A 22,715-nucleotide genomic window follows, 5' to 3' on the forward strand; every position below is an offset into this window, starting at 1 on the left:
TTATGTAAACGATCTCTTTATGGCTTTTCTATTTGATGAGAATAACACTTCAAATTATTTCAAAACTTTCTTTAATGCTTTTTGTAACGCTTCATTGAAAAAATACCAGTCATGATTGCCAGACCATTCTTCATACTCAATGGAAAAGTTAAGATTCCGCATTTCATTGTAGAATCTTACGTTGCTATCACGCATAAAATCTTCCGTTCCACATGCGATATATATTTCAGGTCTGACTGACTGATCTTTGATCTTGTTAGCTAAGTCCAATATCTCATGCTCATCACTCCACTCCAAGTTACTTCCTAGAATCCCTTGAAAATCCTTGAGCATCTGTTCTCCATAAACCATTCTAAATTTTTCAATCTCTCCATGCTCATCTAAATCCTCCTTCAAAAATAAGCATGGTGATGAAAATGCACAACAATAACCATATTGCTCTGGTTTTGACAATGCACATTTCAAGGCTCCATATCCTCCCATTGAATCACCAATAATGATCGTATCCTCTCTTTCAGAAGATATGTTAAAGACACTTTTGCATATGATTGGTAATTCTTCAATAATATAACTAAAATATTTAAATCCAAATTTCATATCCGAACAAAAACTCCTGGAAATTTCCGGCATGACAAATATTGCATGATAGTCATTTGCATAAACAGGCAACATCGTATAATTTGCCCAATCACCATTACCTCCGCAAAGACCGTGAAGCAGATATACCACTTGATAATTTTGCTCCATATTAAATTTGTTTGGGATAATAACGGTTATTCCGGTTTCAATTTCTAGCATACGAGAAAAAACACTACCTCTTAATATCATTTCTTTGCCTCCGTGTATTCTTCTGGATTATGATTTTTCTTATATTACTTTTAAAAAATCTTATCCAAAAATTTACTCCCAGGCATTTTATCTGTCAACATATTCTTGTTGTTATTCGTGTTTTATTCCATTAATTTTAAATGTTTCCAATTAAATTTCATAATACCGACACATTAAACTAAGTCATCAACCAGCATTTCAAATCTGCCGTCAATTGATATAGTTCGGTTGTATTCTTGCAGCGCCTTTTGTGCGATTTGCTGCGACTGGGCCTCGTCATGCGAATCCCCCCACCCAATAAATGGATCATACGCTTACATTCGGTTGTTTTCGGCCGTACTCCTTTTTTCATTTTTTTCGCTTGACTCCAACCTAAGGTCAGACTGCAAACTCAACTTCAGGAGGTGAATCGCCATGTTGTATACCGTTAACGATGTAGCCAAACTGTCTGGTACCACAATCAAGACACTGTATCACTATCAAAAGATTGGTTTGCTAATGCCAGAAGTCGTTACAGAAAATGGGTACCGCTATTACGGTGAGAATGAGCTCAAGCGGTTACAACAAATCTTGTTTTATCGTGAGCTAGATTTTTCATTGGACAGCATTAAAGCTGCACTAGATCACGAACCAGACAGACTTCGATGCTTATGTGAGCAGCAAGCGATGTTAAAGGCACGCCAGCTACGATTGGAGCGCATCTTGAATACGCTCGAAGAAACAATTCGACACGAGAGGAAGCGAGGAAAAATGTCCACAGAAAACATGTTTGATGGATTGAACGAAGAAGAATGGAAGCAGGCATTCACTCAACAAAATGAGCATTTGCAGAAAGCGTATAATTTTCAATTGGATACAGAGAATCTAGACGTGGCTTCCTTGAATGAAAAAGCTGCCGAAGCGAAGGCTTTCATGACGTTTATGGCCGATGCGCTGAAAAACAACAAAAGTGTCGACGATGACAGTGTGGCTTCTGCGATCGAAAACCATCTTGCTTTTTTACAAAAAGACCATCCGATTGATGCGCGAGCATTTGCCGAGCAGTCAAGATTTTTCCTTTCAGATGAGTTCCACCGCGCAATGTTGGAAGAGCAACAAACGGGTTTAAGCTACTACCTTTGCATGGCTGCCGAAAATTACGCTTCTAAGTAAAGTGTGGTTAAACGATCGTTTAACAAATAAACCGGGTGAGCTGCGACTCCCCGGTTCATTGCTTCCATTCCTATCTGCTGCCTTAGATTACCGCCTCGATAATATGTTCCTTGATCAGCGTCCATCGATCACGAGAATTCGGCATGAATTCCGATGCAATGGCTACGACGAGGTTTTTTTCTGGGATGCAACAGATAACATTTCCGCCATCGCCCAGTGCAGCATAAGAAAAAACACCGTCCTCTTCACGCAACCACCATAGATACCCGTAGTGATTGAGATTCATCGCGGTTGATTCATCTATCCAAGCTACTGGAATGATCTGATGATGATCCCAACAGCCACGATTCAGATAGAGCAAGCCAATACGTGCCATGTCACGGGGAGTTAACGTGAGCCCCCACCCTCCTGTGGAGTTGTTGTCAGGATCTTTTACCCACCCTCTCACATCTTTCCCGAATAAATCTTCAAACCCAAACGCTTTCATTTCATAATCAGGGATTTCTTCTATGCCGATGGGTTTAAACAAGTGTTCGTTGGCAAATTCCCGGGCACTTTTTCCTGTGCTGCGTGTGAGGATGGCTGAAAGCAGATGCGCCCCAGCAGTCGAATACTTAAACCCGCCAATCTTTCCCTTTTGCCCGAGCATATCCAGGGTATATGTTACCCAATCGGACTGCATACACATCTTGTCCAGTGGTTCGTGCCAGTCCTCAAAAGGATAGGGGGCTGTCATCGTCAGGAGATGGCGTATGGTAATTGCTTGTTTTTGCGTTTCCGTATGATCGGGTGCATAGTCTGGGAAAAAATCCAGCACCTTTTGGTCAACATGTTTGATAAACCTTTTCTGTATGGCAATTCCGATGAGAGCAGATAGAATACTTTTCGTTACAGACGCTACATGATGTCTATCTTTCGGTCCATAGCCCTGGTAGTACCTTTCATGGACGATATAACCATTTCTTACAAGAATGATCCCGTTTATGTTGCTGTACGAGGCTTCAATGATAGGGTCTAGCTCTGCTAGTTTTTCAGCGTCTATGTTCAAGAGGGTCGGGTCAACTGCTTGCCATTTTGTAGGGGACCAATCACTTCTTTGCATGATAATTCCCTCCTCCACAAGAGAATGTCATTTTTTTCTAACTGGAAAATACACTTCCGTAACAAGCTCCTCAGGAACGCTGGCATGATCGGGTTCGGTTACATAGACTTCGTAGGGTGATCTCACCAATTCGTAGCCTTCCTTTTCTACCCATTCCCTCAGCCTGGCATATACCGATGTCAATTCTGAGTAAGGTCCCTTACATACAGACTTTGCACAAAGTCCCCCTGGCAAATCTCTTGTTCCCGTTACAGCCTCCGCGACCGGGAGTGCAAACTCGGTATCATTTCCGGCGGGATTGAATTCCGGGCTGTGATAAATCGTTATTGGCGTACCAAGCAAGGTGAGCTTTTCAGTCGCAATCCTTTCATACAGCTTACGAAAATACTTCCTATATCCTGTTGCATAATCATCACTCGTCATCACCTGGCGTAACGAAAGAATATGGATGGGCTGGGTCTCGACAAGCTGTACTTCAATGTTGTCAAGGTATGCCATCATGGGGATCCCCTTCTCCATTTTCAAAAGATCATGGTTCAGTTGTTTGATGGTGTAGTCCAACGCGTTTCGTTTTTCATACATTTCCCTTTGCTTGCGAAGAAGCACGGTAACGAGCTTCTCTTCCGATTGATCTTCTTCCCTTTCCAGCATGGCTTTTATTTCGTCCAGCGAAAAATGATACGATTTCAAACGATTGATGAAGAGCATCTTTTTCAGTTGCTTGATGGAATAATATCGATAGCCATTTTCAGGATGAATCTCGTCCGGGTTCATTAATCCGATTTCGGCATAATAGCGAAGCGTTTTGGTCGTCACTCCGCATATCTTTGAAAACTCTCCGATTGATAGCACAGGCTTACCTCCATTCTTCAATCGATATCCTACTTATACCCCTTCCCCTAAGGGCAAAGTCAACTGCAAGAGCCGTTTTTCAGCAATCGGCCATCATGTGAGATGAATATGATCATTCCCGCATGAAAAGCTGTAGCACCTACTGAGCAATCATTGTACAATTATTGAGAGAATCTTACATACAAAATAATACGAGGAGGTTCTGCAAATGGCGGAGCAATATGTATTCCGTTAAGTCCGCGGTCCCCCTTTCTATCCCTATTCTCACCTTATAAATATAGAGGAGGACGAATATGGATATTTTCATTAGAGAACTGCGGGCTGGTGACGAAGAATGTGGTGCAAACATTGATGGGAGCTTTATCGTAGACTCTACCCTTGTCTTGCAACTCATTGGACAGCAAATCGGATATACGGTGAAGGAGAGACCCCTTAGAACGAAAAGCTACGATGATGAACAGCTTGAAGAAGATACGATTGAGGATTATTCGAACTATATCGGCAATCCCCATCAAATCATTTATATAGCGCTCGTAAACAATCAAGTTGTGGGCCAAATTGTTTTGAAAAGAAATTGGAACAAATATGCCTACGTGGAAGATATCAAAGTTGATAAGCAATTTCGAGGATACGGTCTCGGTAAAAAACTAATCGAACAAGCTAAACACTGGGCGAAGGATGGCGGTATGACGGGAATCATGCTGGAAACACAAAGTAATAATGTCCGCGCATGTAAATTTTACGAAAGTTGTGGTTTTGTCATCGGAGGTTTCGATTCCTACGTCTACAGAGGTCTAGATAAAGATAGTGATGAGATTGCAATTTATTGGTATCTCATGCTTGATTAAAAAGTGCAATGAGAGGAGCACTTCTATGCGATCGATCGAGCACGAGTACTAAGTCCGATCTCCTTATGCGCGTGGCCCACCTGAGAGTATCTGTAAGTGGAGTTTTATTCGATTTGCAGATCACGATTTTGGAGGGACTTGTACATGTGGAGAGAAGACAAGCAATTTGAACGTTGGATGGAGCAAGCGAATCAGCCATTCACTGGTTGGGATTTTTCCTATCTGGTGGAAACAGGGCGAATGAATAGCGACTGCTTGAGATGGTCATACGGTAGCATGGCCATGCCTCTTATGCAGGATGCCAAGTCGATGCTGGATATGGGCACCGGCGGCGGAGAGCTGTTGTCAATGTTGAGGCCGTGGCCGAAATTCGTTTGCGCCACCGAAGGCTATCGGCCGAACTTGTCCGTCGCCAAAGAACGATTGGAGCCGCTCGGTGTGACTGTCCTTTCTGTGGAGGATGACGATCGCCTTCCTTTTGAGACCGGCCAGTTCGATTTGGTGCTGAACAAGCATGAATCGTATTCGCCGCGGGAAGTTCGGCGCGTGCTCACCGTTGGCGGGTACTTCCTCACTCAACAGCCGGGAGGCACCGATTGCTTCGAGATCAACGAACGATTAGGCGTACCGTTAAATTCAGCATTTGCGAAATGGAAGCTCGATGCCGCCATACGGGGAGTGCGGGAGTATCACTTTGAAGTCGAGAAACAGTCTGAGCAGTTTCTTCGTCAACGCTTCTATGATGTCGGCCCATTGATCTATTATTTGAAGGCCATTCCGTGGCAAATTCCGGATTTCGAAGTCGATAAATACAGAGAAGAGCTATACAGCATTCATCTGCATATCGAACAGCAGGGTTACTTCGAGGTGACACAGCACCGGTTTTACTTGCTGGCCAAAGCATTGGCTTAGATTCTATTCAAAATTTATACAAATGGATTTTCTGGAGTTGTCGCACCGCGACAGCTCCTTTTGCTATTTCGCCGATAGCCCCTCTTATAGCAAATTGGTACGCGTGGCTTGTAACGAGGTAAAGTTTTATTTGCAACTGTTTTTTCCCTATTTCTTGGCAACGAAAGCATAAATAATAGTCTTGTAGCGAAGTTTGCTAAATCAATAGAAAAAGAGATAGGAGTTCGCTTTTTATGTCACGATCCGAAAAACGTAACCGTTTCATTATCTTTGCAATGGCACTTGGCTTACTGATGTCATCCCTCGACAATACCATCACCTCAGCGGCCATTAGTCACATTATTAAAGACATCGGTGGCTTTGAAAGCATGAGCTGGGTTTTCACTTCGTACGTATTAGCCGCAACTAGTACGATGCTCATCTTCGGAAAAATGTCCGATCTTTTTGGACGCAAGTTGTTTTACTTACTTGGCATCACGATTTTTCTCATTGGCTCGGCACTTTGTGGCGTTGCCCAAAGCATCGAACAGCTAATTGCTTTCCGTGCCCTTCAAGGAATTGGTTCAGGGGCTCTCTTTCCGATTACTTTCACAATCCTATTTACGCTTTCCTCTGATCCGAAATATACGGCACGAATCTCTGGCGTGTTTGCAGGAATCTTTGGGCTCTCTTCTATCGCCGGACCTCAAGTCGGGACCTTGCTCTCTGATTACTTGGGGTGGCGTTGGTGCTTTTATGTCAATGTTCCGATCGGTTTGTTATCTCTCTTAACGCTTCTGTTTTCCTTGAAAGAATCTCGTTCTCAATCAAAGCCAAAGATTGACTATTTGGGGACTGTTACATTAATCGTCTCCTGTATAGCTGTCATGCTGGCGCTTGAATGGGGAGGAAAAGCATATGAGTGGTCATCGTGGCAAATCATCTCACTATTTGCCCTTGCCATAATAGTAGGGATTGCTTTTATTCTGGTAGAACGTCATGCACAGGAACCGATCCTCCCTCTCCAGATTTTCAAAAACCGTATGGTGGTCGCAACTTGTATCGCGTGTCTTTCTCAAGGTGCCATCATGTTTGCTGCCATCACTTATTTGCCTATTTTCGCTGTGGCCGTGCTCGGGTATCCGAACTCCAATAGTGTTTTGACTCCGTTGATGCTCTCTTTAACGGGAGGTGCCGTGGTATTCGGAATGTTGCAAACAAAGTTTTCCTTCCGATCTCTCATGGCGTTCTCTATGCTCGCTAGTGTAGTAAGTTCTATTTTGCTCATGTACGTTTCAACAGGCATTTCCTTCTTTTTCTTAACACTCTTGATGATTCTGTTCGGGTTTGCTGCAATCGGGCCGTTAATGAGCGTTGCACAAAATGCGATCGTGCATTCCGTCGATAAACCATATATCGGTATTTCTTCCTCGATCGTTGGGTTTTGCCGAAACATGGGAGGCGTACTCGGTGCATCGATCACGGCTGCTGTTGTGAACCAAAATTATGCGAGTATCGTATCCACTGGGGCGTCATTACATGGCATTTCCTTGGAGAAAGTAGCTGATCTGCTTAATCCTGAAGTTCTCATGCGTGAGCCGTTAAAAATCGAGCCGAGTATTCATTCTTTTTTGAGTGACTCTCTAGGTACTGCCATCAATCATGGTTATATCGTGGGATTGATTTTCGCCGTTATTGGTTTCTTTTCTGTACTATACGCAGGCCCTGGCAAGCTTGAGCGCCATCAAAAGAGTGTCGAATCATAAAGGTCCACGGGTTTCTTGCTCCGCATCACTTTCCAAAAATGGCAGTATGATGTATGGTGAAGTATATGCATTTACAAACCATACTTCCCAAAGGAGAGTGTGATTCGTGCGTGAAACCTGTGTTCCGACTGGTGTAGAGCTGAAAGATACTGGTTTTGGTTATACGTTGTCTTTAATCGGCGGTAAATATAAAATGATCATTTTGTATTGGCTCGCTGAAAAGAAGGTGATGCGTCATAATGAGCTAAAGCGAAGTATCGGTACCATTTCTTTTAAAACACTGAGCTTGATGTTAAAAGAGCTGGAGGCAGATGATTTGATCATCCGTAAGGAATTCCCCCAAGTCCCTCCCAAAGTGGAATATTCCTTAACAGAACGTGGTCTTTCTCTCATCCCTTTATTAAATATGATATGCGACTGGGGAGAGAAAAACAGCTTGCAGCCTCAGGAGGGTGTAAAGAAACAGGCATAACGATCGTTTCTAACTGGAAAAGAAGTATCTCCCAACCGCGGAAATACTTCTTTTTTCTTTGGGCTTCTTACAGGTTATCGATGAATTTCACATAATCTTGCGCGCTCTTATCCAATACGCTACCAGTCGGCTCAAGTTCTTGACCAGGTACATTTTCCCCTGACTCAGTCTCCGCACCATAATACGCAAAGAAAGAGCGATAATCCGCGTGGCAGTAGCGGAAGGTTGTTTCAAAAGGGGTCAATATTTGCTCAAGCGTATACCGATACCTTCCCTCTTCCTGATAATCCTCCTTCCTAATTCCCGCTGATACCGCTAATGCAGCTTTGCGATTCTTTAATTTATCGCCTCCTTTTGAACCGTACGCCCACCCGTATGCAAAAACATCGTCGAGCCATTTTTTCAGGAGAGGCGGACAATTAAACCAGTAAACTGGGAACTGTAATACTAGATTCCCATGCGATTCAACCAATTGTTGTTCTTTTTCCACATCAATGTTTCCATCCGGGTAAACCTCATGCAATTCGTGTACGGTATACTTTTCTGGATATTTTTTGAGTTCTTCTACCCATCGCTTATTGATGACGGATGTTTCGATGTTTGGATGTGTGACGATTACAAGTGTTTTCAATGTAAGGTCCTCCTTGAAGTTTGTTGTTTTATGAGTATAAAATGCTTGCTACAAATTTGTAAGTACTCACATTTTGTTCAGTTACTTACATAAAGGTGAGTGTAAAGAACAGAAAAAAGCCTCCCCGCGACCTAATGATTCTAGGTTGGTATCGTTGGGAGACCATTTTGCAAATGGGTTATTTGAGCTGTTTCTCCATGTACAGCGTGCCTTCAATCGGATTGAAACGGTAGGGCTCAATTGGATAGAATTCCAACGAGCGGTAAAGCTGAATCGCTTGTTCCATCGTAGGAAGCGTATCTAATCGGATGAATGAATAGCCTCGAATTTTCGCTTCGTCGATGATCGCCAATGCTAATTTTTTCCCTACTCCTCTTCCCTTCCATTCAGGCTTCACGTACAATCTCTTCATTTCGCAAACTTGTTCATCTATTTTTCGTAAGGCAACACATCCTGCGGGCTGTTCGTTATCTAGTGCCAACAAAATACAGCCGTCTGGTGGTGCGTATTCGCCGGGTATATTTTGCAATTCGATGGCAATGTTTTGAAAGCTCAAATCAACTCCTAATGAATCTACATATTCCAAAAAAAGTTCACGTGCTTGTTCGTATTCATCATCCTCCGTTGCATGAATCAAATGCAGCAATCCAAACACCTCCACATCCCGTCGTGCGATCGTTTACGTGGTGCGTAACGAGCGACGCAAGATTTTCCCTGTAGTGTTTTTGGGAAGCTCCGCTACGAATTCCACCTGACGAGGAACTTTGTATTTCGCCAGCTTGTCACGACAAAACGCCATGATATCCTCTTGAGAAACCGCTATTTCCTTCAATGCCACAAATGCCTTGACTGCCTCGCCATGCACCTCGTCAGGAATTCCGATCACAGCCGCCTCGATAATCGCGGGATGCTGGTATAACACTTCTTCTACCTCACGGGGGTACACGTTATAGCCGTCAACGAGAATCATGTCTTTTTTGCGGTCAACGATGTATACATATCCTTCTTCATCCATACGCGCCATGTCTCCCGTATACAGCCAACCATCTCGAAGCGCTGCGGCCGTATCATCTGGCAAACCGAGGTACCCTATCATGACGTTGGGCCCTTGTACTACCAGCTCACCCACTTCTCCACGTGCGACTTCGTTTCCTTCGGGATCGACGACCTTATTTTTCACAAGCGGGATATCGATTCCAACCGATCCTGGCTTTCTGGTCCCATGCAATGGATTAAATGTTGTAGCCGGGGCTGCCTCGGACAAACCGTAGCCTTCCAGTACCTTGGCATCGTATTTTGCTTCAAACTTGTGCAGGAGCTCGACGGGCATGGATGCACCTCCCGAGCAGTATATCCGGATAGAGGAGAAATCTTCTTTTGTCGCAGTCGGCACCTGTAGCAGATAGTTGTACATGGTCGGAACGCCTGCAAAGCATGTGGCTTTTTGCTCACGAATCGTTTGGAGAACGTCTACCGGATGAAATTTTGGCACGATAATAATGGCTGCACCTGTTTGAATCGGGCCATTCATGCACACCGTCATGCAGAAGACGTGAAACATCGGGAGTACCGCGACCATGCGATCTTCTGGCACCAACTCGAACAATATCCCCATCGCATCCGCATTCGAAGCCATATTCCGGTGAGAGAGCATCGCTCCTTTTGGCTGGCCAGTCGTACCTGATGTGTACAGAATAACAGCGAGGTCGTCTTCGTTTCGTTCCGGCTCCGCGTAGCCTACCTCTGACTCTTGCCCTTCCTTTACAAGCTGATCGATCGTTATTTCATTCTCAATAGATTCCGAGTAGATAAGAAGCTGCAAATCTTCTATTTCGTCCTTCATCGGGGTTAGTACCGGCTGCAACGCCGATAAGGCAATGGCTGCCTTTGCTTTACTGTTCGAAAGAATGAAGCTAATTTCGCGCGCCGTATAGATGGGGTTCATGGGAACAACGACTGCTCCTACGCGGAGTATCGCATAGTAAGCGATTACAAAATGCGGCCGATTATCCATGAGCAGAGCGACAGCATCCCCTTTTCCAATCCCGTGCTGGGCAAGTCCTGCTGCGAGATGTTCGACCTGCTGATTGAATTGTGCATACGTCGTCGTTTCTCCCATAAAGACAAAGGCTGGACGATCCGCAAACTGTTTCGCGCTCTGCATGAGGCTTTCATTCAAATGATACATCGCACACCTACCCCCTTTTCAGAAAATTTTAACACCTAGAGACAAGCCTATAAAGCATTACTTTTAGGAAACATGGGAGATTGGCGGTGCTAATTGACTGACTTGTTCATTGCGCTTCACAAAGAGCAGGAAAAGCACGCCACAAATAATAAATAGCAACCCGTTGACGATCATGGCGTTGCCAAAACCAGTTCCAATATCTCCAGCTGACTGAACAATAGCGCCCGTTACCAACGGCGAGATGATCCCTGCCAATGTAACCAGGCTGGACAACACGCCTACTAAAAGTCCCGTGCGTTCCGGCAACAAGCTGCTGACAATGACTGAGGCAGCTGTCCCAACAGAAAAGGCAAACCCTTTTCCGAGGCACAGGAAGATTAAAACAAATACGGTAGATTGAACGAGAGTCACACCATAAAAGCACAGTCCCCCTAAAATAATCGAAACACCGCCAACCAAAACGTATGATTTACGATAGCTGCGATGCTTTTTAAAGAAACGATCACCAATTGAAGAAATGAGTATGGTCATCAGTCCGGCTAAAAGTCCCGTGCCAGCAATCGCGTAGGCCATTTCCTGATTCGTAAACTGGAAGACCTTGACGAGATAGACAGGCTCCCATACGGATGCGAAGGTCGTCCCCCATATTTGTGCGAAATAGATTAAAAAACAGAATAGAAACGTGGATGAGAGCAAGATACCGGATATATCCGACCATTTCGCTTTTGGCAAGGTAGGAGCTGCGCCTTTTGCAGGAGCGACAGTGACATGTGGTTTTTCTTTTCCAATCCACAACCAGACCAGGAGCCATATCAGACTGAGTGCGCCCATAAACGCCCAGGAAAATCGCCATCCATAGCTATCGATCAGCGCGACAATCATCGGTGCGGAAGCAACCGCACCGACGAAAGCACCGAAGTTCACCGTGGAATAAACCAATCCACGCCTCTCTTCGGGAAACCATTTGTTCAAATGGCTAACAACCGTTGCCCAAAATGGCCCTTCGCCTATTCCAAGCAATACCCGCGCTACGACAAGCATCGGCAAACCCGCGATCGCATAAGCGCCGAATTGGATGACAGTCCAGGATAGTGCCATGATCGCCAGCATTTTTTTCGTCCCGATGCGATCCGATAATGCCGCGCCTACAATTCCGGCAATAGAGAAAAACCAGAAGAAGCTGCTTCCAACAAGTCCCCATTCTTTCTCGTTCATTGAAAATTCAGTCATGATCGGCACGGCAGAATATCCCGCAATCGTTTTATCTGCATAATTGATCATGTATAGCAAAAACAACATAATCATGGTGATTCTGGCCATCATGTGAATCACTCCATTTGTGTAGGAAATAGACTACCGCCGTTTCCCGCTATTTTGAAAGTCGCACGCGCCCAATTCCATCCGTGATCTCGATCACTGTGCCATATGGTTCACTCAAAGCTTTGAGCCCCTCCAAGATGGAGATATCCTCGCTTAATTTCGGCCACCCCATACGATGTGCAGGCAGATCAAAGCCTAATTCAATCGGATGCAGCTCTAGTTCGAGCAGTTCACCATCTTGCATTTTCCACAAGGGAATAACCGACTCCCACACCTCTTTGTGCACACAGAGTCCGCGTGTGTAGTTGGCACTCATCTCTTCCAACGCATCTGCCACATTATGGTTGTGGTCTAAACCATAGTGCTCGTAGAAATCAGCTGGCTGACTCGTAACGGCTTCTGTCTGAAAAATAAAATCCCCCAAGCTGTAAAAGATCGGCCGATTGTTGTAGATTTCAATGCCTCGCAATAAATGGGGGCCATGTCCCACCACTGCGTGTGCGCCCGCATCGATGCAAGCTTTTGCGAACACAGGCAAGAAATCAGCCGCCACTTCCTTCGCATCCCCCTTCATCTCATGCGCGTGAATACTCACGATGACGTAATCAGCCCGCCTTTTTGCCTGCTCAATCGTTTTGACGATTCTGTTCAGATCGCGCGGATGCGGCTGAGTAGTCGTTCCTTCTTCGCCGCTTACCATGAAACGCGCATTTCCGAAGAGAAAGATCTCCTTGCCCGGATCGTTCATGAAGCCTTCCTCGATGAGAAGCTTGTTGAAGGCGTTAATGTCCGTCGACTCCGCAATGGCTTGCAAATCAGCGAGCTTTTCTTCCGTAATGTGGTGTGTCATGATATATCGCATCGGATTGATCCCTGGCCTGCCGATACTATCCGAACGCTGATCTCCGGCCGCCCACCATGGATGAAAAGTCGACGTTGCAGCGATCAAGGCTACCCTGGCTCCTTCGCATTCGAGATAACGCGGCGCCCCCGCTTCAGCGAGATTTTTGCCTGCTCCAGCATGGACGAAGCCATATTCATTGAGATATCGTTCTGTTGCTTCTAGTCCCCCATACAAATAATCGAGCGTATGGTTATTCGCCCACCCAATCATGTTAAAGCCATAATCTTTCATGACTTGCAAAACGGAAGGTGGTGACATTGCCCACGTGCCTCCGCTTTGTGCGCTGGGATAGCCCTCGTTATCGTGTACGGTCGTCTCCAGATTCGCAATGCGTACGTCCGCACGGTGCAGCAAGCTGGATACCTCTTCAAAAGCTTGGTCCCTGTATGGAAGATTGCGTGTAATGAAGCTGTCGCCAGTCGCTGAGAACCAAATCGGCTTGGTCATTGGCAGGATTCCCCTTTCGCTTTTCTCATTTTTACTGTTTTCAATAGATCGAGAAGTCTTCCTCTTCCTCTCCAACAAACGAGTATAGCTTCGAACTGATTTCATCATAGTGCTGCAATCGTTTCTGGACATTTTCCGAGTCGTGGAGCATGACGCCTTTGATCAAGACATTTAGCATGGAGAATAGTGTGGGCATACCACTAGTGGCAACGGGTTGGGGTGTGGTGATTTTCAGGAGATGATCTGCGACTTGGCTGATAGGGGAGAACTCGCCTTCCGTAATCGCCAAGATCTTTGCTCCCAGCTCTTTTGCTGAATGGACCATTGCAACTGTCTCGCTAGGATGACGAGGAAATGAAATCGCAATGACCAGCCATTCTTGATCTCGTTCGGTGAGAAAATAATCGGCGTTATCAACGGCTCCCGTATACAAATGTGTGTTTCCTTTGATCGCATTCAACGCCGAGAACAGCCATTTTGCAGGTATATGGCACCAGCGAAATCCCACCACTACGATTCGGTTAGCCTGCACGATGCTTTTGACCACATCATGGAGCAAGTTGTAATCGATTTGCTGCAAGCCTTGCTGGAGATACGCAATATCACTCTCCATCACTTGATGGGCGTAATTGCTCAGATCGAGCGTAACCTCCGTGTCTCGATATTTCTGGATCGGCCCCTTCCTTTGGTCCCCTATCAAAAGAGACTTTTTGATTTCTTCCTGAAGCTCTGTGTATCCGGAGTAACCCAATGCGTAACAAAAGCGAATGACGGTCGCTTCACTGGTATTCGTAAACTCCGCAATTTTTTTGGCGGTATGGATCGCAAGTAAGCTGGGCTTTTCTATCGCGATCTTACAGATGATTTTTTGGCTTGCTGTCAGCTTTCCATACTGCTTCCGAATCCGTTCTTTTACGAGTTGTGCCATACCTGAAGCTCCTTTGCCATTCTGATTTGTTTTAATTTTGAGAATAGTATATCCTTTGCGATAATTCACTTCAATACTTCTTAGGAAATGTAGTTATTACTTCATTTTGGTGTATGCAAACTGTAAAAAGGGACCTCCACAGTTGGAAGGCCCCTTCTCTTCTCTTCTCTTTTCATTCCGTACTGAGACATTCATTTGGAACCCAGCCCTCAAGCTATATCGTATTTCGCTTATTTCTCAACTTGCTTCGTCTTTTGTATTTGAACTTTACTCCAATAAGTGAAAGATCGTAATAACAGTTCAACCGGTCCCATCTTACAATACTTTAACCATATGGAACTACCAGTGAGTAGAACAGCATGAATGATTAAGAAAGTAATCAAAGAATGAATACTAATCATGGAGCTAAAAACAATTAGTAAGGCACTTTGTGCAAGATAATTTGTTAAGGACATTTGTCCATATAATTTTAATGGAGACAATATAGCTTTTATCTGATTCCATTGCAGAGAAATAATAAGGATGCTAACCATCATCGAGGAAACTAAATAATCTTCTAGTATTTCAATGCCTGCTGGAGTAATTTCTACTGAGATAAATACAAAATATAAAATGACATAAGCACATATTATCCCAATTAAAAAAATCAAAACATGCTTTACTTTCGCATAGATATTTTCCATTATTTTAAATTGGCCCATGGTAAAACCTATCATCATCAGAGATAACCATTTACTAATTGCTGAGATAAGTTCTAGCCATGCAATTCTCTCCCCATAATACGGTTGACAAAAGGCAGTTACGATAGACAAAATGATTAGAATTATCGTTACCACTAAGTTCGTCCATCGATTTGTTTTAAAAAACAGAGCTATAAATAGGCCAAGTACAGCGTACTGCATCAGCACATCGTGAATACCTGACGGTGCATAAAATGTATGGATCAGTCCTAGTACAAATAAGAAGCAGATTCTGCGGAAAAACAGAAGGTAACGGTTCTTTATTTGTTGTTGGGATCGATTCATAAAAAAGTAGCTTCCAAGCCCAAATAAGAAAAATAGAATTGGATAAAATTTACTGTTAAAAATATAATACAGTCCAGCATGTAATTCATTATAATTCGACACATTATTCATCACCTGAAAACTATTCACAAGAAGTACCCCAATCAAGGCAAATCCTCGTAAGTAATCCATAATGTCTATTCTTGTATATGAATTTATTTTATTCATGTAGAATCTCCTCGTTGAAAATATTCATTTAGATTAAACACCTTACCTACCTTTATCTTTTCAACTCCCCAAGTCGGTTTCATGACTTAAACATACACGTTATCTTTAGACAAATGAATGACTGCTGTCTTACAATACAGAATACAATCTTACTAAATCGTAAAATTACCAGAGCACCTCATTTAAAGAAGTTAGCCATAGACGAAAAGGTAAATCGTACGGAAGCGAGAATGAATCCAGTGGCAGAAAACGACTTTCTAAATAGTCATAAAAAAAATACCTCCGGTGACCTGTTGCAACCAAGCTCACCAGAGGCATCTATTCGTTATAGGGGGGATAGTGTCCCCCCTTACATCTCTACCTTCCGCTTCCTTCTCAATACATGACGTTCCTTCGCTTTTTCATACTGAATGCGCTCTTCCTCAGTATCAGGAATGACACCAGGCACGATCGTCGGCTTTCCTTGATCGTCGAGGGCAATCATCGTCAGATACGCGCGTGCTGTCATGCGCTTTTCCCCGGTCAACAAGTTCTCCGCTTCCACTCTCACGAATACTTCCATCGATGTCTTATGGGTCCAGGTGACATATGCCTCGAGGTTGATCGCTTCCCCTGTCTTGATTGGCGCGAGAAAATCGAAGGAATCACTGGACGCAGTGACAACTGGCTTACGGCAATGTCGCATAGCTGCGATGCAGGCGATTTTATCTACATAGGCCATGACTTTCCCACCGAAAATGGTATGGTGGTGATTGGTATCCGGCGGAAAGACGAGATCAGTCAAAAAGGTTCTCGATTGTTGGATCGGTCGTGCTTCTGTCATCATTTGTGTGGCTCCTCTCATCGCGTTCACCTTCCCGACTGAGCTGTCAAACGATTCCGAATCGCTTTCGTTGCCGCAACCATGTTTCGTAATGACTGAACGGTTTCTTCTCTTCCTCTCGTCTTCAGCCCGCAATCCGGGTTTATCCAAAATTGGTCCGGTGGAAGTAGCTGTACGCCTCGTGCTACCATATCTTCCATTTCTGAAACAGCTGGAACTCGGGGGCTATGGATATCATATACGCCGAGCCCGATGCCTTTATCATACGTACCTGTTTCGAACACAGACACGAGCTCTCCGTGGCTGCGTGAGGTTTCAATCGAGATCACATCGGCATCGAGTTCGCTGATGACGTCCATGAAATCATGGAATTCGCAATAGCACATATGTGTATGAATCTGGGTGCTCGGCGCAACAGTGGAAGTCGCTAGACGAAACGCTCTGACAGCCCACTCGAGATAAGCTGCTTGCTCTTCTTTTTTGAGCGGAAGTCCTTCGCGCAGCGCTGGTTCATCAACTTGAATCATGAGAATCCCCGCTTCTTCCAAGGCTTCTACCTCTTTTCGCAATGCCAACGCGATTTGTTCGCACACTTCTTGTCTGGAGACATCGTCTCGAGCAAACGACCAATTCAGAATAGTTGCTGGGCCCGTTAACATACCCTTCATTGGTTTGGCGGTCAATGATTTTGCAAACACACTTTCTTTGACCGTCATTGGTGCCACAAACTCCACATCTCCGTAAATAACAGGTGGCTTCACGCAGCGCGAGCCATATGACTGCACCCAGCCGTTTTTCGTGAACAAAAAGCCATCGAGTTTTTCGCCAAAATACTCAACCATATCTGTTCGTTCGAACTCACCATGGACGAGGACATCCAGACCGAGCTCTTCCTGTATTTTGACCCATTCCTTGATTTGCGCCTGAATGAAAGCGTCGTATTGCTCCACTGTCCAGTTCCCTTTTTTAAACTGCTGTCGAGCTTGACGAACCTCCGCCGTCTGCGGGAAACTACCGATTGTGGTCGTTGGCAACAGTGGCAACTTCCACGTATTTTGTTGAATCTCTCGACGTTCGAGATAAGGAATACTTCTTTCAAGTTTGACAGCAGTGATTTGACGTAAAGCATTCTTCACATCTTGACGATTCCTTGCTGGAGATAATGCGAGCTTCAGCAAGTCCGCTTCATTTTGAGCGATCTCTTTTGAAATGACGTACTTCCCATATCGGAATCCTTGGACTAAAAGCTGTACTTCCCCTAGTTTTTCGTCGGAAAACGCCAATGCAGACACGACTTCCTCTGGCAAATCGCTCTCTGCTTCAACTGTTACAGGAACGTGCAACAAACTGCTAGACGGCTGCAGCCACAGCTTTTCGAGTGGAACGATCTCGGAAATTTCATTGACCAGCTCCCATTTCTCCTCAATGGACGCACGCCATATGTTTCGACCGTCGATGATTCCCGCTGCGAGAATCTTGTCTGCTGGAAACCCGTGTGTTTTCAGATGAGTCAAATTGCGCTTCGCTCCGTGTACAAAATCAAGACCGATTCCTTTTACTGGTAAGGAAACTAGCTCCTTGTACCAATCCACCGCTTCAAAATAGGTTTGCAGCATGCATTGTAGATGCGGTAGTGCTTGACCGATTTGCGTATAGATACGCTTGATGATGGCGCGTTCTTGCTCAGAGACATCCCGTACAAATGCAGGCTCATCGATTTGCACCCATTCCACGCCGTGCAGCTCTAACTCCCGGAGAACGTCTATGTAGAGCGGAACGAGTTGATCCACGATGATCTCAAATTCGTTTTTCTCATATCCTTTGGACAATTTGACAAACGTATACGGGCCTACAATAACAGGCTTTCCGATGATGCCATACTTTTCTTTGGCCTCCAAATAGGCCTGGAGAGGCTTGTTCTCGGTTATGGCTGGTTGTCGTTCACCGAACTCCGGGACGATGTAATGGTAGTTCGTGTTAAACCATTTCGTCATTTCGCTGGCGACAGCTTCCTTCGAACCGCGAGCCATGGCGAAGTATGTGGCTAATGAAACCGGGCCTCCCTCATATTCATAACGCTTGGGGACCATTCCAAACATCACAGCCATATCCAGCATGTGATCGTAGTACGTAAAGTCACCCACAGGGATCAGCTCGACCCCTTTTTCCTGCTGACGTAACAGGTTTTGGTGACGGATTTGCTCCATTTGCTGTACCAGGCTTGCCTCATCGATGCTGCCTGCCCAAAATGCTTCCAATGCCTTTTTCCACTCGCGGTTCTTCCCGATCCGTGGATATCCCAAATTGCTGCTTTTCATGAGCTTCCTCTCCATTCTTCATTCGATCTTGACTTGAATCCGCCCAATAAAAAAGGCATCTCCAACGATCAAAAAGAACGTTAGAAATGCCAAATAAGCACTGAGATCACAGCATCCTAACACCTCCCTATCTCCCGTAGGTTAAACAGTGTCGTCGAAACAGGCAGGTCTCCTGACTTTGGGATCATCATCTGCACATACCTTCCCAATCCGTTTGGATCAGTGGCTAATAAATGTGCCGACTCCCCTCATACAGTGGCGGGACCGTGTCGGATTCTCACCGACTTCCCTTTTCATCCTTGGTCGATCTTGATAACCAAAGAACCTGTTCCCACTCCTATGAAATTATCATGGTTCTGTGAAGCGCCCCAGAAAACGAGCAGGGCAGCACACTGTTCATACAGTAACACAGAATCCATTTTTTGTCATACTAAAATCTAAAATCATCGTCCGTCAACGGCTCTACGTTTAGTGTACGGACATAACCATTTCCTTTTTTCGAGAAGAAGTCATGCTGCTTCGTCTGCGTGCGAATGCCGTTCAGCACGATCGGGTTTACTTCTTCCTCCGGGAATAGCGGGTCCAGACCCAGATTCATCAATGCCTTGTTCGCGTTGTAGCGCACGTAGGCATGAACCTCGTCAGCCAAGCCGATTTCGGTATACAACGAAGTCGTATAGGCCTCTTCATTTTCTTGCAGCTCATGCAAAAGGGCATACAGCTCCTCTATTGCTGCGGTCTGCTCGACCACACTCAGACCTTGGTAGACTTCTTGCGCGAGAACGCCGACATAGAGTCCGTGGATACTCTCGTCACGAACAATCAGGTCGATAATTTCCCCGCTGCTTGTCATCTTTCCTTGCCCCGCCAAATAGAGCGGATAGAAGAAGCCGCTGTAAAACAGATAGCTTTCCAGGAAGACGGACGCTACCATCGCCATGTACAAGTCTTTCGGTTTCTCAATTTCTTGATAGCGTTTGGAGATGAGGGCCGCTTTCTTTTGCAGATGTGGATTGTTTTCTACCCACGAAAAAATACCGTCAATCTCCTCTGTCGATGCCAGCGTTGTAAAAATACTGCTGTACGATTTCGCATGGATTTGCTCCATCATACCCATGAAGGCGAGAACCGCTTTTCTTTGCAGTCCATCGACATGCTCCATGATCTTCGGCATCCCTACTCCACCCTGAACCGTATCCAGCAAGGTGAGACCGCCCAATACTTTTTTATACGTATCCCGTTCAGTCGCACTGAGCTCCATCCAGGCCATCTTGTCATCTGACAACGGAATCTCATCATCCGTCCAGAACTGCATGATGTTTTGATTCCAAAACGTCATCGTAAAATCGTCGTCCGGCCTGTTCCAATTGACTGCTTTCATATGGCGTTCCTCTTCTCTTTTTGCTTGATGCTTTTCCTTATATGAATCGCGTTCACTAAACAGCGCAGCTAATGCACTCTTCTACAGTCAAATGCTTCGTCCGCGTATAGTAGAGCGACTTCAGACCTTTTTTCGCTGCGTAAATGTAATAGCGAGCCAGTTCTCTGGTTGAAATGTTGCTGTTCACGTGCAGCACAGTCGAAATTCCTTGGTCGATGTGCTCTTGAATTTCGGCAATCAGATCAATCACTTTGAATTGATCGATTACATACGCCGATTTGTAGTAAAAATAGTTTTCCTGCGACAAGTACGGCATCGGGTAATACGTCGTAGAGTTGGCATACGTTCTCGTTTCGATATGCTCAACAATTGGCATCACGCTAGAAGTCGCATTCTGAATGTAGGAAATGCTCTGTGTCGGTGCAATCGCCAAACGGTACGCATGATAAACGCCATGCTTTTGCACCTTTTGCTGTAGCTCCGCCCAATCTGCTGGCGTCGGAATGTGCATTCCTTCAAAGAGAAGCTTTGCTTTTTCCGTCCGCGGGCTGTAATCGTTCGTCACGTACTTGTTAAAATAAGTGCCTTTTGCATATTCCGATTGTTCAAAGCCCAAGAAGGTCATGCCTGTTTCCCTTGCAATTTCCATACTTTTTTCCAAGGAGTAGAAGTTCATCATCATGAAGAACGTACGGGCGAAATCTTTCGCTTCTTCACTTTCATAAGCGATTCTGTTCTTTGCCAGATATCCGTTCAGATTCATCGCACCGAGACCTACAGAGTGCAGCTCACGATTTGCCTTTTGAACGCCTGGAGCGTTTTCTACACGCGTCATGTCACTCACGGCTGTAATGGCTTCGATTCCTTCGTGGACAGATTCGCGGATCATTTTGCGTTCCATCACATTGACAATATTGAGCGATGCCAGATTGCAGCTAATATCGCGACGGATGATATCCATCTCGCCGTAATTGGTAATCGTCGAAGTCTCCTGTAGCTGGAAGATTTCCGTGCACAGGTTTGACATTTTTACCGAACCGAGATCTTTCAGAGCATGGTTGTTGTTCGCATTCGTTTTGTTCATGATGTACGGATAGCCCGATTCCATTTGGATCATCGCGATTTTGGTCAACATCTCGCGTGCGCTCATCACGGTCTTTTTCTTGATGCGATCGTTAGCCAAGAGCTCCTCGTACATCTCATCGAGGTCCATATCATCCAGATGCACACCGTATTCTTTGTACACGGAGTACGGAGCAAACACAGTCAATGGCTTGTTTTCCTCAGCCAGCTTGTAGAACACGTTTGGTACGATCAGGCCGATGGACAACGTTTTGATGCGGGCTTTTTCATCCGCATTGATCTTTTTGCAATCGAGAAACTCGTTGATATCCCAGCCGAAGATGTTGTAGTACGCTGCACCTGAGCCTTTTCGTTGCCCCATTTGATCCGCGTAGGAAAACGCATCTTCCAACAGCTTGAGAACCGGCATGACACCTTTTGCCGCGCCCTCGACGCCTTTAATCGGCTCTCCTCGTCCGCGAAGCTTGGACAGGTTCACGGCTACACCGCCGCCAATTTTGGATAGCTGCATACAAGTTCCCAAAATAAAGTTGATGGAATTCAGTGAATCATCCATTTCGAGCAAGAAGCAGGAAACCATTTCTCCCCGGCGGCTTTTGCCTGCGTTCAGGAAGGTTGGTGTCGCTGGTTGCAAGCGTTGGTCCATCATGGAGACCGTTAAACGCTTGGCGAGATCAAAGTCACCTTGTCCAAGTGACAGTGCCACAACGGCCACTCTGTCTGGATACTGCTCCAAGTACATCGATTTATCGTTCGTTTTCAAAGCGTAATCTTTATAAAATTTGGAGATAGCCATATACGAAGCAAATTGAAAATCGGCGTCATAGGCCAAACGGAAAACTTCATCGACCTGCTCAACTGTGTATGTTTCATAGACGTTTTCATAGAAGTCATTCTCGATCAAATAGTCCATGCGTTCTTTGACACTGCCAAAAGTCATCGTGTTGGACTGCACTTCTTCCATGAAGACCGCAACCGCTTCCCGATCCTTTTCCAGTTGATAAAATCCGTCGTTGCCACGCTGCATCAGTTCGTTGTTCAATTCAATATGCCGCAATTGCTGCCACCCCACTCGTAAATTGTTCCACGTCACGGCCGGTACCGGACAATTCGAATTTAGAAATCACCGGAACGCCATATTGGCTCGCGATCGTATCTGCACTTTTGGCAAAGCTGGTTCCCCAGTTGCGGTTGCCGCTGGCAGATACCCCGCGCAGATGGACATGATTTCGCTTCAGGAACGTCGCCACCTTCTCCGGCACTTGTCCGAATCCCGTCGTGTATGTGATCAAAATGAATGGCTCGTCCAGCACCATATCTTGATCAATTTCCACATGTGGCAGATTAATTTTGTTGACGAATCGTCGGACGTTTCCTGTTTTTGAATCATAAGCGATTAGCATGTCCCTCATCCTATCCTTGCTATTTTTACTCTGTATGTATGTTATTTAGCCAAAGTAAAAGCGCATCCGACGTTTACATGCCGAATGCGCGTGATGACTTCCATCTAGCAATTCGCCAATGCGAATTGAGCGCTCGAACACTTCCC

The 22,715-nt window shown here is 45.2% G+C and carries 20 protein-coding genes and 1 riboswitch; of the genes, 5 read left to right on the plus strand and 15 right to left on the minus strand.

Annotation, left to right across the window (positions count from 1 at the left end; translation table 11 throughout):
* Positions 1 to 54: 54 nt before the first annotated feature.
* On the minus strand, positions 55 to 828 hold the full coding sequence (locus BBR47_RS15740; RefSeq protein WP_015891409.1) for an alpha/beta hydrolase: 774 nt from the start codon (positions 826 to 828) through the stop codon (positions 55 to 57).
* A gap of 414 nt (positions 829 to 1,242) precedes the next feature.
* On the opposite strand from BBR47_RS15740, the gene BBR47_RS15745 reads away from it, so the two are divergent.
* Positions 1,243 to 1,980, plus strand: a complete 738-nt coding sequence (locus BBR47_RS15745) for a MerR family transcriptional regulator (RefSeq protein WP_015891410.1) — start codon at positions 1,243 to 1,245, stop codon at positions 1,978 to 1,980.
* Positions 1,981 to 2,062: 82 nt separating this feature from the next.
* On the opposite strand, the gene BBR47_RS15750 is transcribed toward BBR47_RS15745, so the two are convergent.
* Entirely contained in the window at positions 2,063 to 3,082 is a 1,020-nt protein-coding gene (locus BBR47_RS15750; protein ID WP_015891411.1) for a serine hydrolase domain-containing protein, read from the minus strand.
* Positions 3,083 to 3,109: 27 nt separating this feature from the next.
* On the minus strand, positions 3,110 to 3,934 hold the full coding sequence (locus BBR47_RS15755) for a MerR family transcriptional regulator (RefSeq protein WP_015891412.1): 825 nt from the start codon (positions 3,932 to 3,934) through the stop codon (positions 3,110 to 3,112).
* Positions 3,935 to 4,227: 293 nt separating this feature from the next.
* Between BBR47_RS15755 and BBR47_RS15760 the strand changes: the two genes are divergently transcribed.
* From BBR47_RS15760 to BBR47_RS15775, 4 genes are all read left to right on the plus strand, one after another.
* On the plus strand, positions 4,228 to 4,782 hold the full coding sequence (locus tag BBR47_RS15760; RefSeq protein ID WP_015891413.1) for a GNAT family N-acetyltransferase: 555 nt from the start codon (positions 4,228 to 4,230) through the stop codon (positions 4,780 to 4,782).
* A gap of 144 nt (positions 4,783 to 4,926) precedes the next feature.
* The gene (locus BBR47_RS15765; RefSeq protein WP_015891414.1) at positions 4,927 to 5,694 is read left to right on the plus strand and encodes a class I SAM-dependent methyltransferase; all 768 of its coding nucleotides are present in this window, start codon (positions 4,927 to 4,929) and stop codon (positions 5,692 to 5,694) included.
* A 233-nt stretch (positions 5,695 to 5,927) separates the two neighbouring features.
* Positions 5,928 to 7,439: an MFS transporter gene (locus BBR47_RS15770; protein ID WP_015891415.1), complete on the plus strand. Its 1,512-nt coding sequence runs from the start codon at positions 5,928 to 5,930 to the stop codon at positions 7,437 to 7,439.
* A 106-nt stretch (positions 7,440 to 7,545) separates the two neighbouring features.
* Complete coding sequence (locus BBR47_RS15775; RefSeq protein WP_015891416.1) at positions 7,546 to 7,911, plus strand: winged helix-turn-helix transcriptional regulator; 366 nt, start codon at positions 7,546 to 7,548, stop codon at positions 7,909 to 7,911.
* A 67-nt stretch (positions 7,912 to 7,978) separates the two neighbouring features.
* Here BBR47_RS15775 and BBR47_RS15780 read toward each other — a convergent pair whose 3' ends face one another.
* From BBR47_RS15780 to nrdI, 12 genes are all read right to left on the minus strand, one after another.
* Entirely contained in the window at positions 7,979 to 8,542 is a 564-nt protein-coding gene (locus BBR47_RS15780) for an NAD(P)H-dependent oxidoreductase (protein WP_015891417.1), read from the minus strand.
* 178 nt (positions 8,543 to 8,720) lie between these two features.
* Entirely contained in the window at positions 8,721 to 9,197 is a 477-nt protein-coding gene (locus tag BBR47_RS15785; RefSeq protein ID WP_231850484.1) for a GNAT family N-acetyltransferase, read from the minus strand.
* 24 nt (positions 9,198 to 9,221) lie between these two features.
* Positions 9,222 to 10,730 carry a fatty acid--CoA ligase family protein gene (locus tag BBR47_RS15790; RefSeq protein ID WP_015891419.1) on the minus strand — a complete coding sequence of 503 codons (1,509 nt, stop codon included), beginning with the start codon at positions 10,728 to 10,730 and terminating at the stop codon, positions 9,222 to 9,224.
* Between the two features lie 63 nt (positions 10,731 to 10,793).
* Positions 10,794 to 12,053: an MFS transporter gene (locus BBR47_RS15795; RefSeq protein ID WP_015891420.1), complete on the minus strand. Its 1,260-nt coding sequence runs from the start codon at positions 12,051 to 12,053 to the stop codon at positions 10,794 to 10,796.
* Between the two features lie 46 nt (positions 12,054 to 12,099).
* Positions 12,100 to 13,401: a CapA family protein gene (locus tag BBR47_RS15800; protein WP_015891421.1), complete on the minus strand. Its 1,302-nt coding sequence runs from the start codon at positions 13,399 to 13,401 to the stop codon at positions 12,100 to 12,102.
* A gap of 40 nt (positions 13,402 to 13,441) precedes the next feature.
* Positions 13,442 to 14,329 (minus strand): MurR/RpiR family transcriptional regulator, encoded by an 888-nt coding sequence (locus BBR47_RS15805; RefSeq protein WP_015891422.1) that lies wholly within the window; start codon positions 14,327 to 14,329, stop codon positions 13,442 to 13,444.
* A gap of 230 nt (positions 14,330 to 14,559) precedes the next feature.
* Positions 14,560 to 15,561, minus strand: a complete 1,002-nt coding sequence (locus tag BBR47_RS15810) for a DUF418 domain-containing protein (RefSeq protein ID WP_015891423.1) — start codon at positions 15,559 to 15,561, stop codon at positions 14,560 to 14,562.
* A 349-nt stretch (positions 15,562 to 15,910) separates the two neighbouring features.
* The gene (locus tag BBR47_RS15815; protein ID WP_015891424.1) at positions 15,911 to 16,387 is read right to left on the minus strand and encodes an acyl-CoA thioesterase; all 477 of its coding nucleotides are present in this window, start codon (positions 16,385 to 16,387) and stop codon (positions 15,911 to 15,913) included.
* A 23-nt stretch (positions 16,388 to 16,410) separates the two neighbouring features.
* Entirely contained in the window at positions 16,411 to 18,702 is a 2,292-nt protein-coding gene (metE, locus tag BBR47_RS15820; RefSeq protein WP_015891425.1) for a 5-methyltetrahydropteroyltriglutamate--homocysteine S-methyltransferase, read from the minus strand.
* A gap of 144 nt (positions 18,703 to 18,846) precedes the next feature.
* A riboswitch (cobalamin riboswitch) is annotated at positions 18,847 to 19,046 on the minus strand.
* Between the two features lie 86 nt (positions 19,047 to 19,132).
* Positions 19,133 to 20,083 carry a class 1b ribonucleoside-diphosphate reductase subunit beta gene (gene nrdF / locus BBR47_RS15825; RefSeq protein WP_015891426.1) on the minus strand — a complete coding sequence of 317 codons (951 nt, stop codon included), beginning with the start codon at positions 20,081 to 20,083 and terminating at the stop codon, positions 19,133 to 19,135.
* Positions 20,084 to 20,138: 55 nt separating this feature from the next.
* Positions 20,139 to 22,223 carry a class 1b ribonucleoside-diphosphate reductase subunit alpha gene (gene nrdE / locus BBR47_RS15830; protein ID WP_015891427.1) on the minus strand — a complete coding sequence of 695 codons (2,085 nt, stop codon included), beginning with the start codon at positions 22,221 to 22,223 and terminating at the stop codon, positions 20,139 to 20,141.
* Positions 22,210 to 22,569: a class Ib ribonucleoside-diphosphate reductase assembly flavoprotein NrdI gene (nrdI, locus tag BBR47_RS15835; RefSeq protein ID WP_015891428.1), complete on the minus strand. Its 360-nt coding sequence runs from the start codon at positions 22,567 to 22,569 to the stop codon at positions 22,210 to 22,212. The genes nrdE and nrdI overlap by 14 nt, the downstream gene beginning before the upstream one ends.
* Positions 22,570 to 22,715: the final 146 nt, after the last annotated feature.

It is taken from the genome of Brevibacillus brevis NBRC 100599 (assembly GCF_000010165.1).
In the GTDB taxonomy this organism is placed as follows: Bacteria; Bacillota; Bacilli; order Brevibacillales; family Brevibacillaceae; genus Brevibacillus; species Brevibacillus brevis_D.

What these genes read in the sequence shown, in the direction of transcription:
- BBR47_RS15740 (WP_015891409.1), bottom strand. Translation starts at nt 828, where the DNA reads ATGATATTAAGAGGTAGTGTTTTTTCTCGTATGCTAGAAATTGAAACC.
- BBR47_RS15745 (WP_015891410.1), top strand. Translation starts at nt 1,243, where the DNA reads ATGTTGTATACCGTTAACGATGTAGCCAAACTGTCTGGTACCACAATC.
- BBR47_RS15750 (WP_015891411.1), bottom strand. Translation starts at nt 3,082, where the DNA reads ATGCAAAGAAGTGATTGGTCCCCTACAAAATGGCAAGCAGTTGACCCG.
- BBR47_RS15760 (WP_015891413.1), top strand. Translation starts at nt 4,228, where the DNA reads ATGGATATTTTCATTAGAGAACTGCGGGCTGGTGACGAAGAATGTGGT.
- BBR47_RS15765 (WP_015891414.1), top strand. Translation starts at nt 4,927, where the DNA reads ATGTGGAGAGAAGACAAGCAATTTGAACGTTGGATGGAGCAAGCGAAT.
- BBR47_RS15770 (WP_015891415.1), top strand. Translation starts at nt 5,928, where the DNA reads ATGTCACGATCCGAAAAACGTAACCGTTTCATTATCTTTGCAATGGCA.
- BBR47_RS15790 (WP_015891419.1), bottom strand. Translation starts at nt 10,730, where the DNA reads ATGTATCATTTGAATGAAAGCCTCATGCAGAGCGCGAAACAGTTTGCG.
- BBR47_RS15795 (WP_015891420.1), bottom strand. Translation starts at nt 12,053, where the DNA reads ATGATGGCCAGAATCACCATGATTATGTTGTTTTTGCTATACATGATC.
- BBR47_RS15800 (WP_015891421.1), bottom strand. Translation starts at nt 13,401, where the DNA reads ATGACCAAGCCGATTTGGTTCTCAGCGACTGGCGACAGCTTCATTACA.
- BBR47_RS15805 (WP_015891422.1), bottom strand. Translation starts at nt 14,329, where the DNA reads ATGGCACAACTCGTAAAAGAACGGATTCGGAAGCAGTATGGAAAGCTG.
- BBR47_RS15810 (WP_015891423.1), bottom strand. Translation starts at nt 15,561, where the DNA reads ATGAATAAAATAAATTCATATACAAGAATAGACATTATGGATTACTTA.
- BBR47_RS15815 (WP_015891424.1), bottom strand. Translation starts at nt 16,387, where the DNA reads ATGATGACAGAAGCACGACCGATCCAACAATCGAGAACCTTTTTGACT.
- metE (WP_015891425.1), bottom strand. Translation starts at nt 18,702, where the DNA reads ATGAAAAGCAGCAATTTGGGATATCCACGGATCGGGAAGAACCGCGAG.
- nrdF (WP_015891426.1), bottom strand. Translation starts at nt 20,083, where the DNA reads ATGAAAGCAGTCAATTGGAACAGGCCGGACGACGATTTTACGATGACG.
- nrdI (WP_015891428.1), bottom strand. Translation starts at nt 22,569, where the DNA reads ATGCTAATCGCTTATGATTCAAAAACAGGAAACGTCCGACGATTCGTC.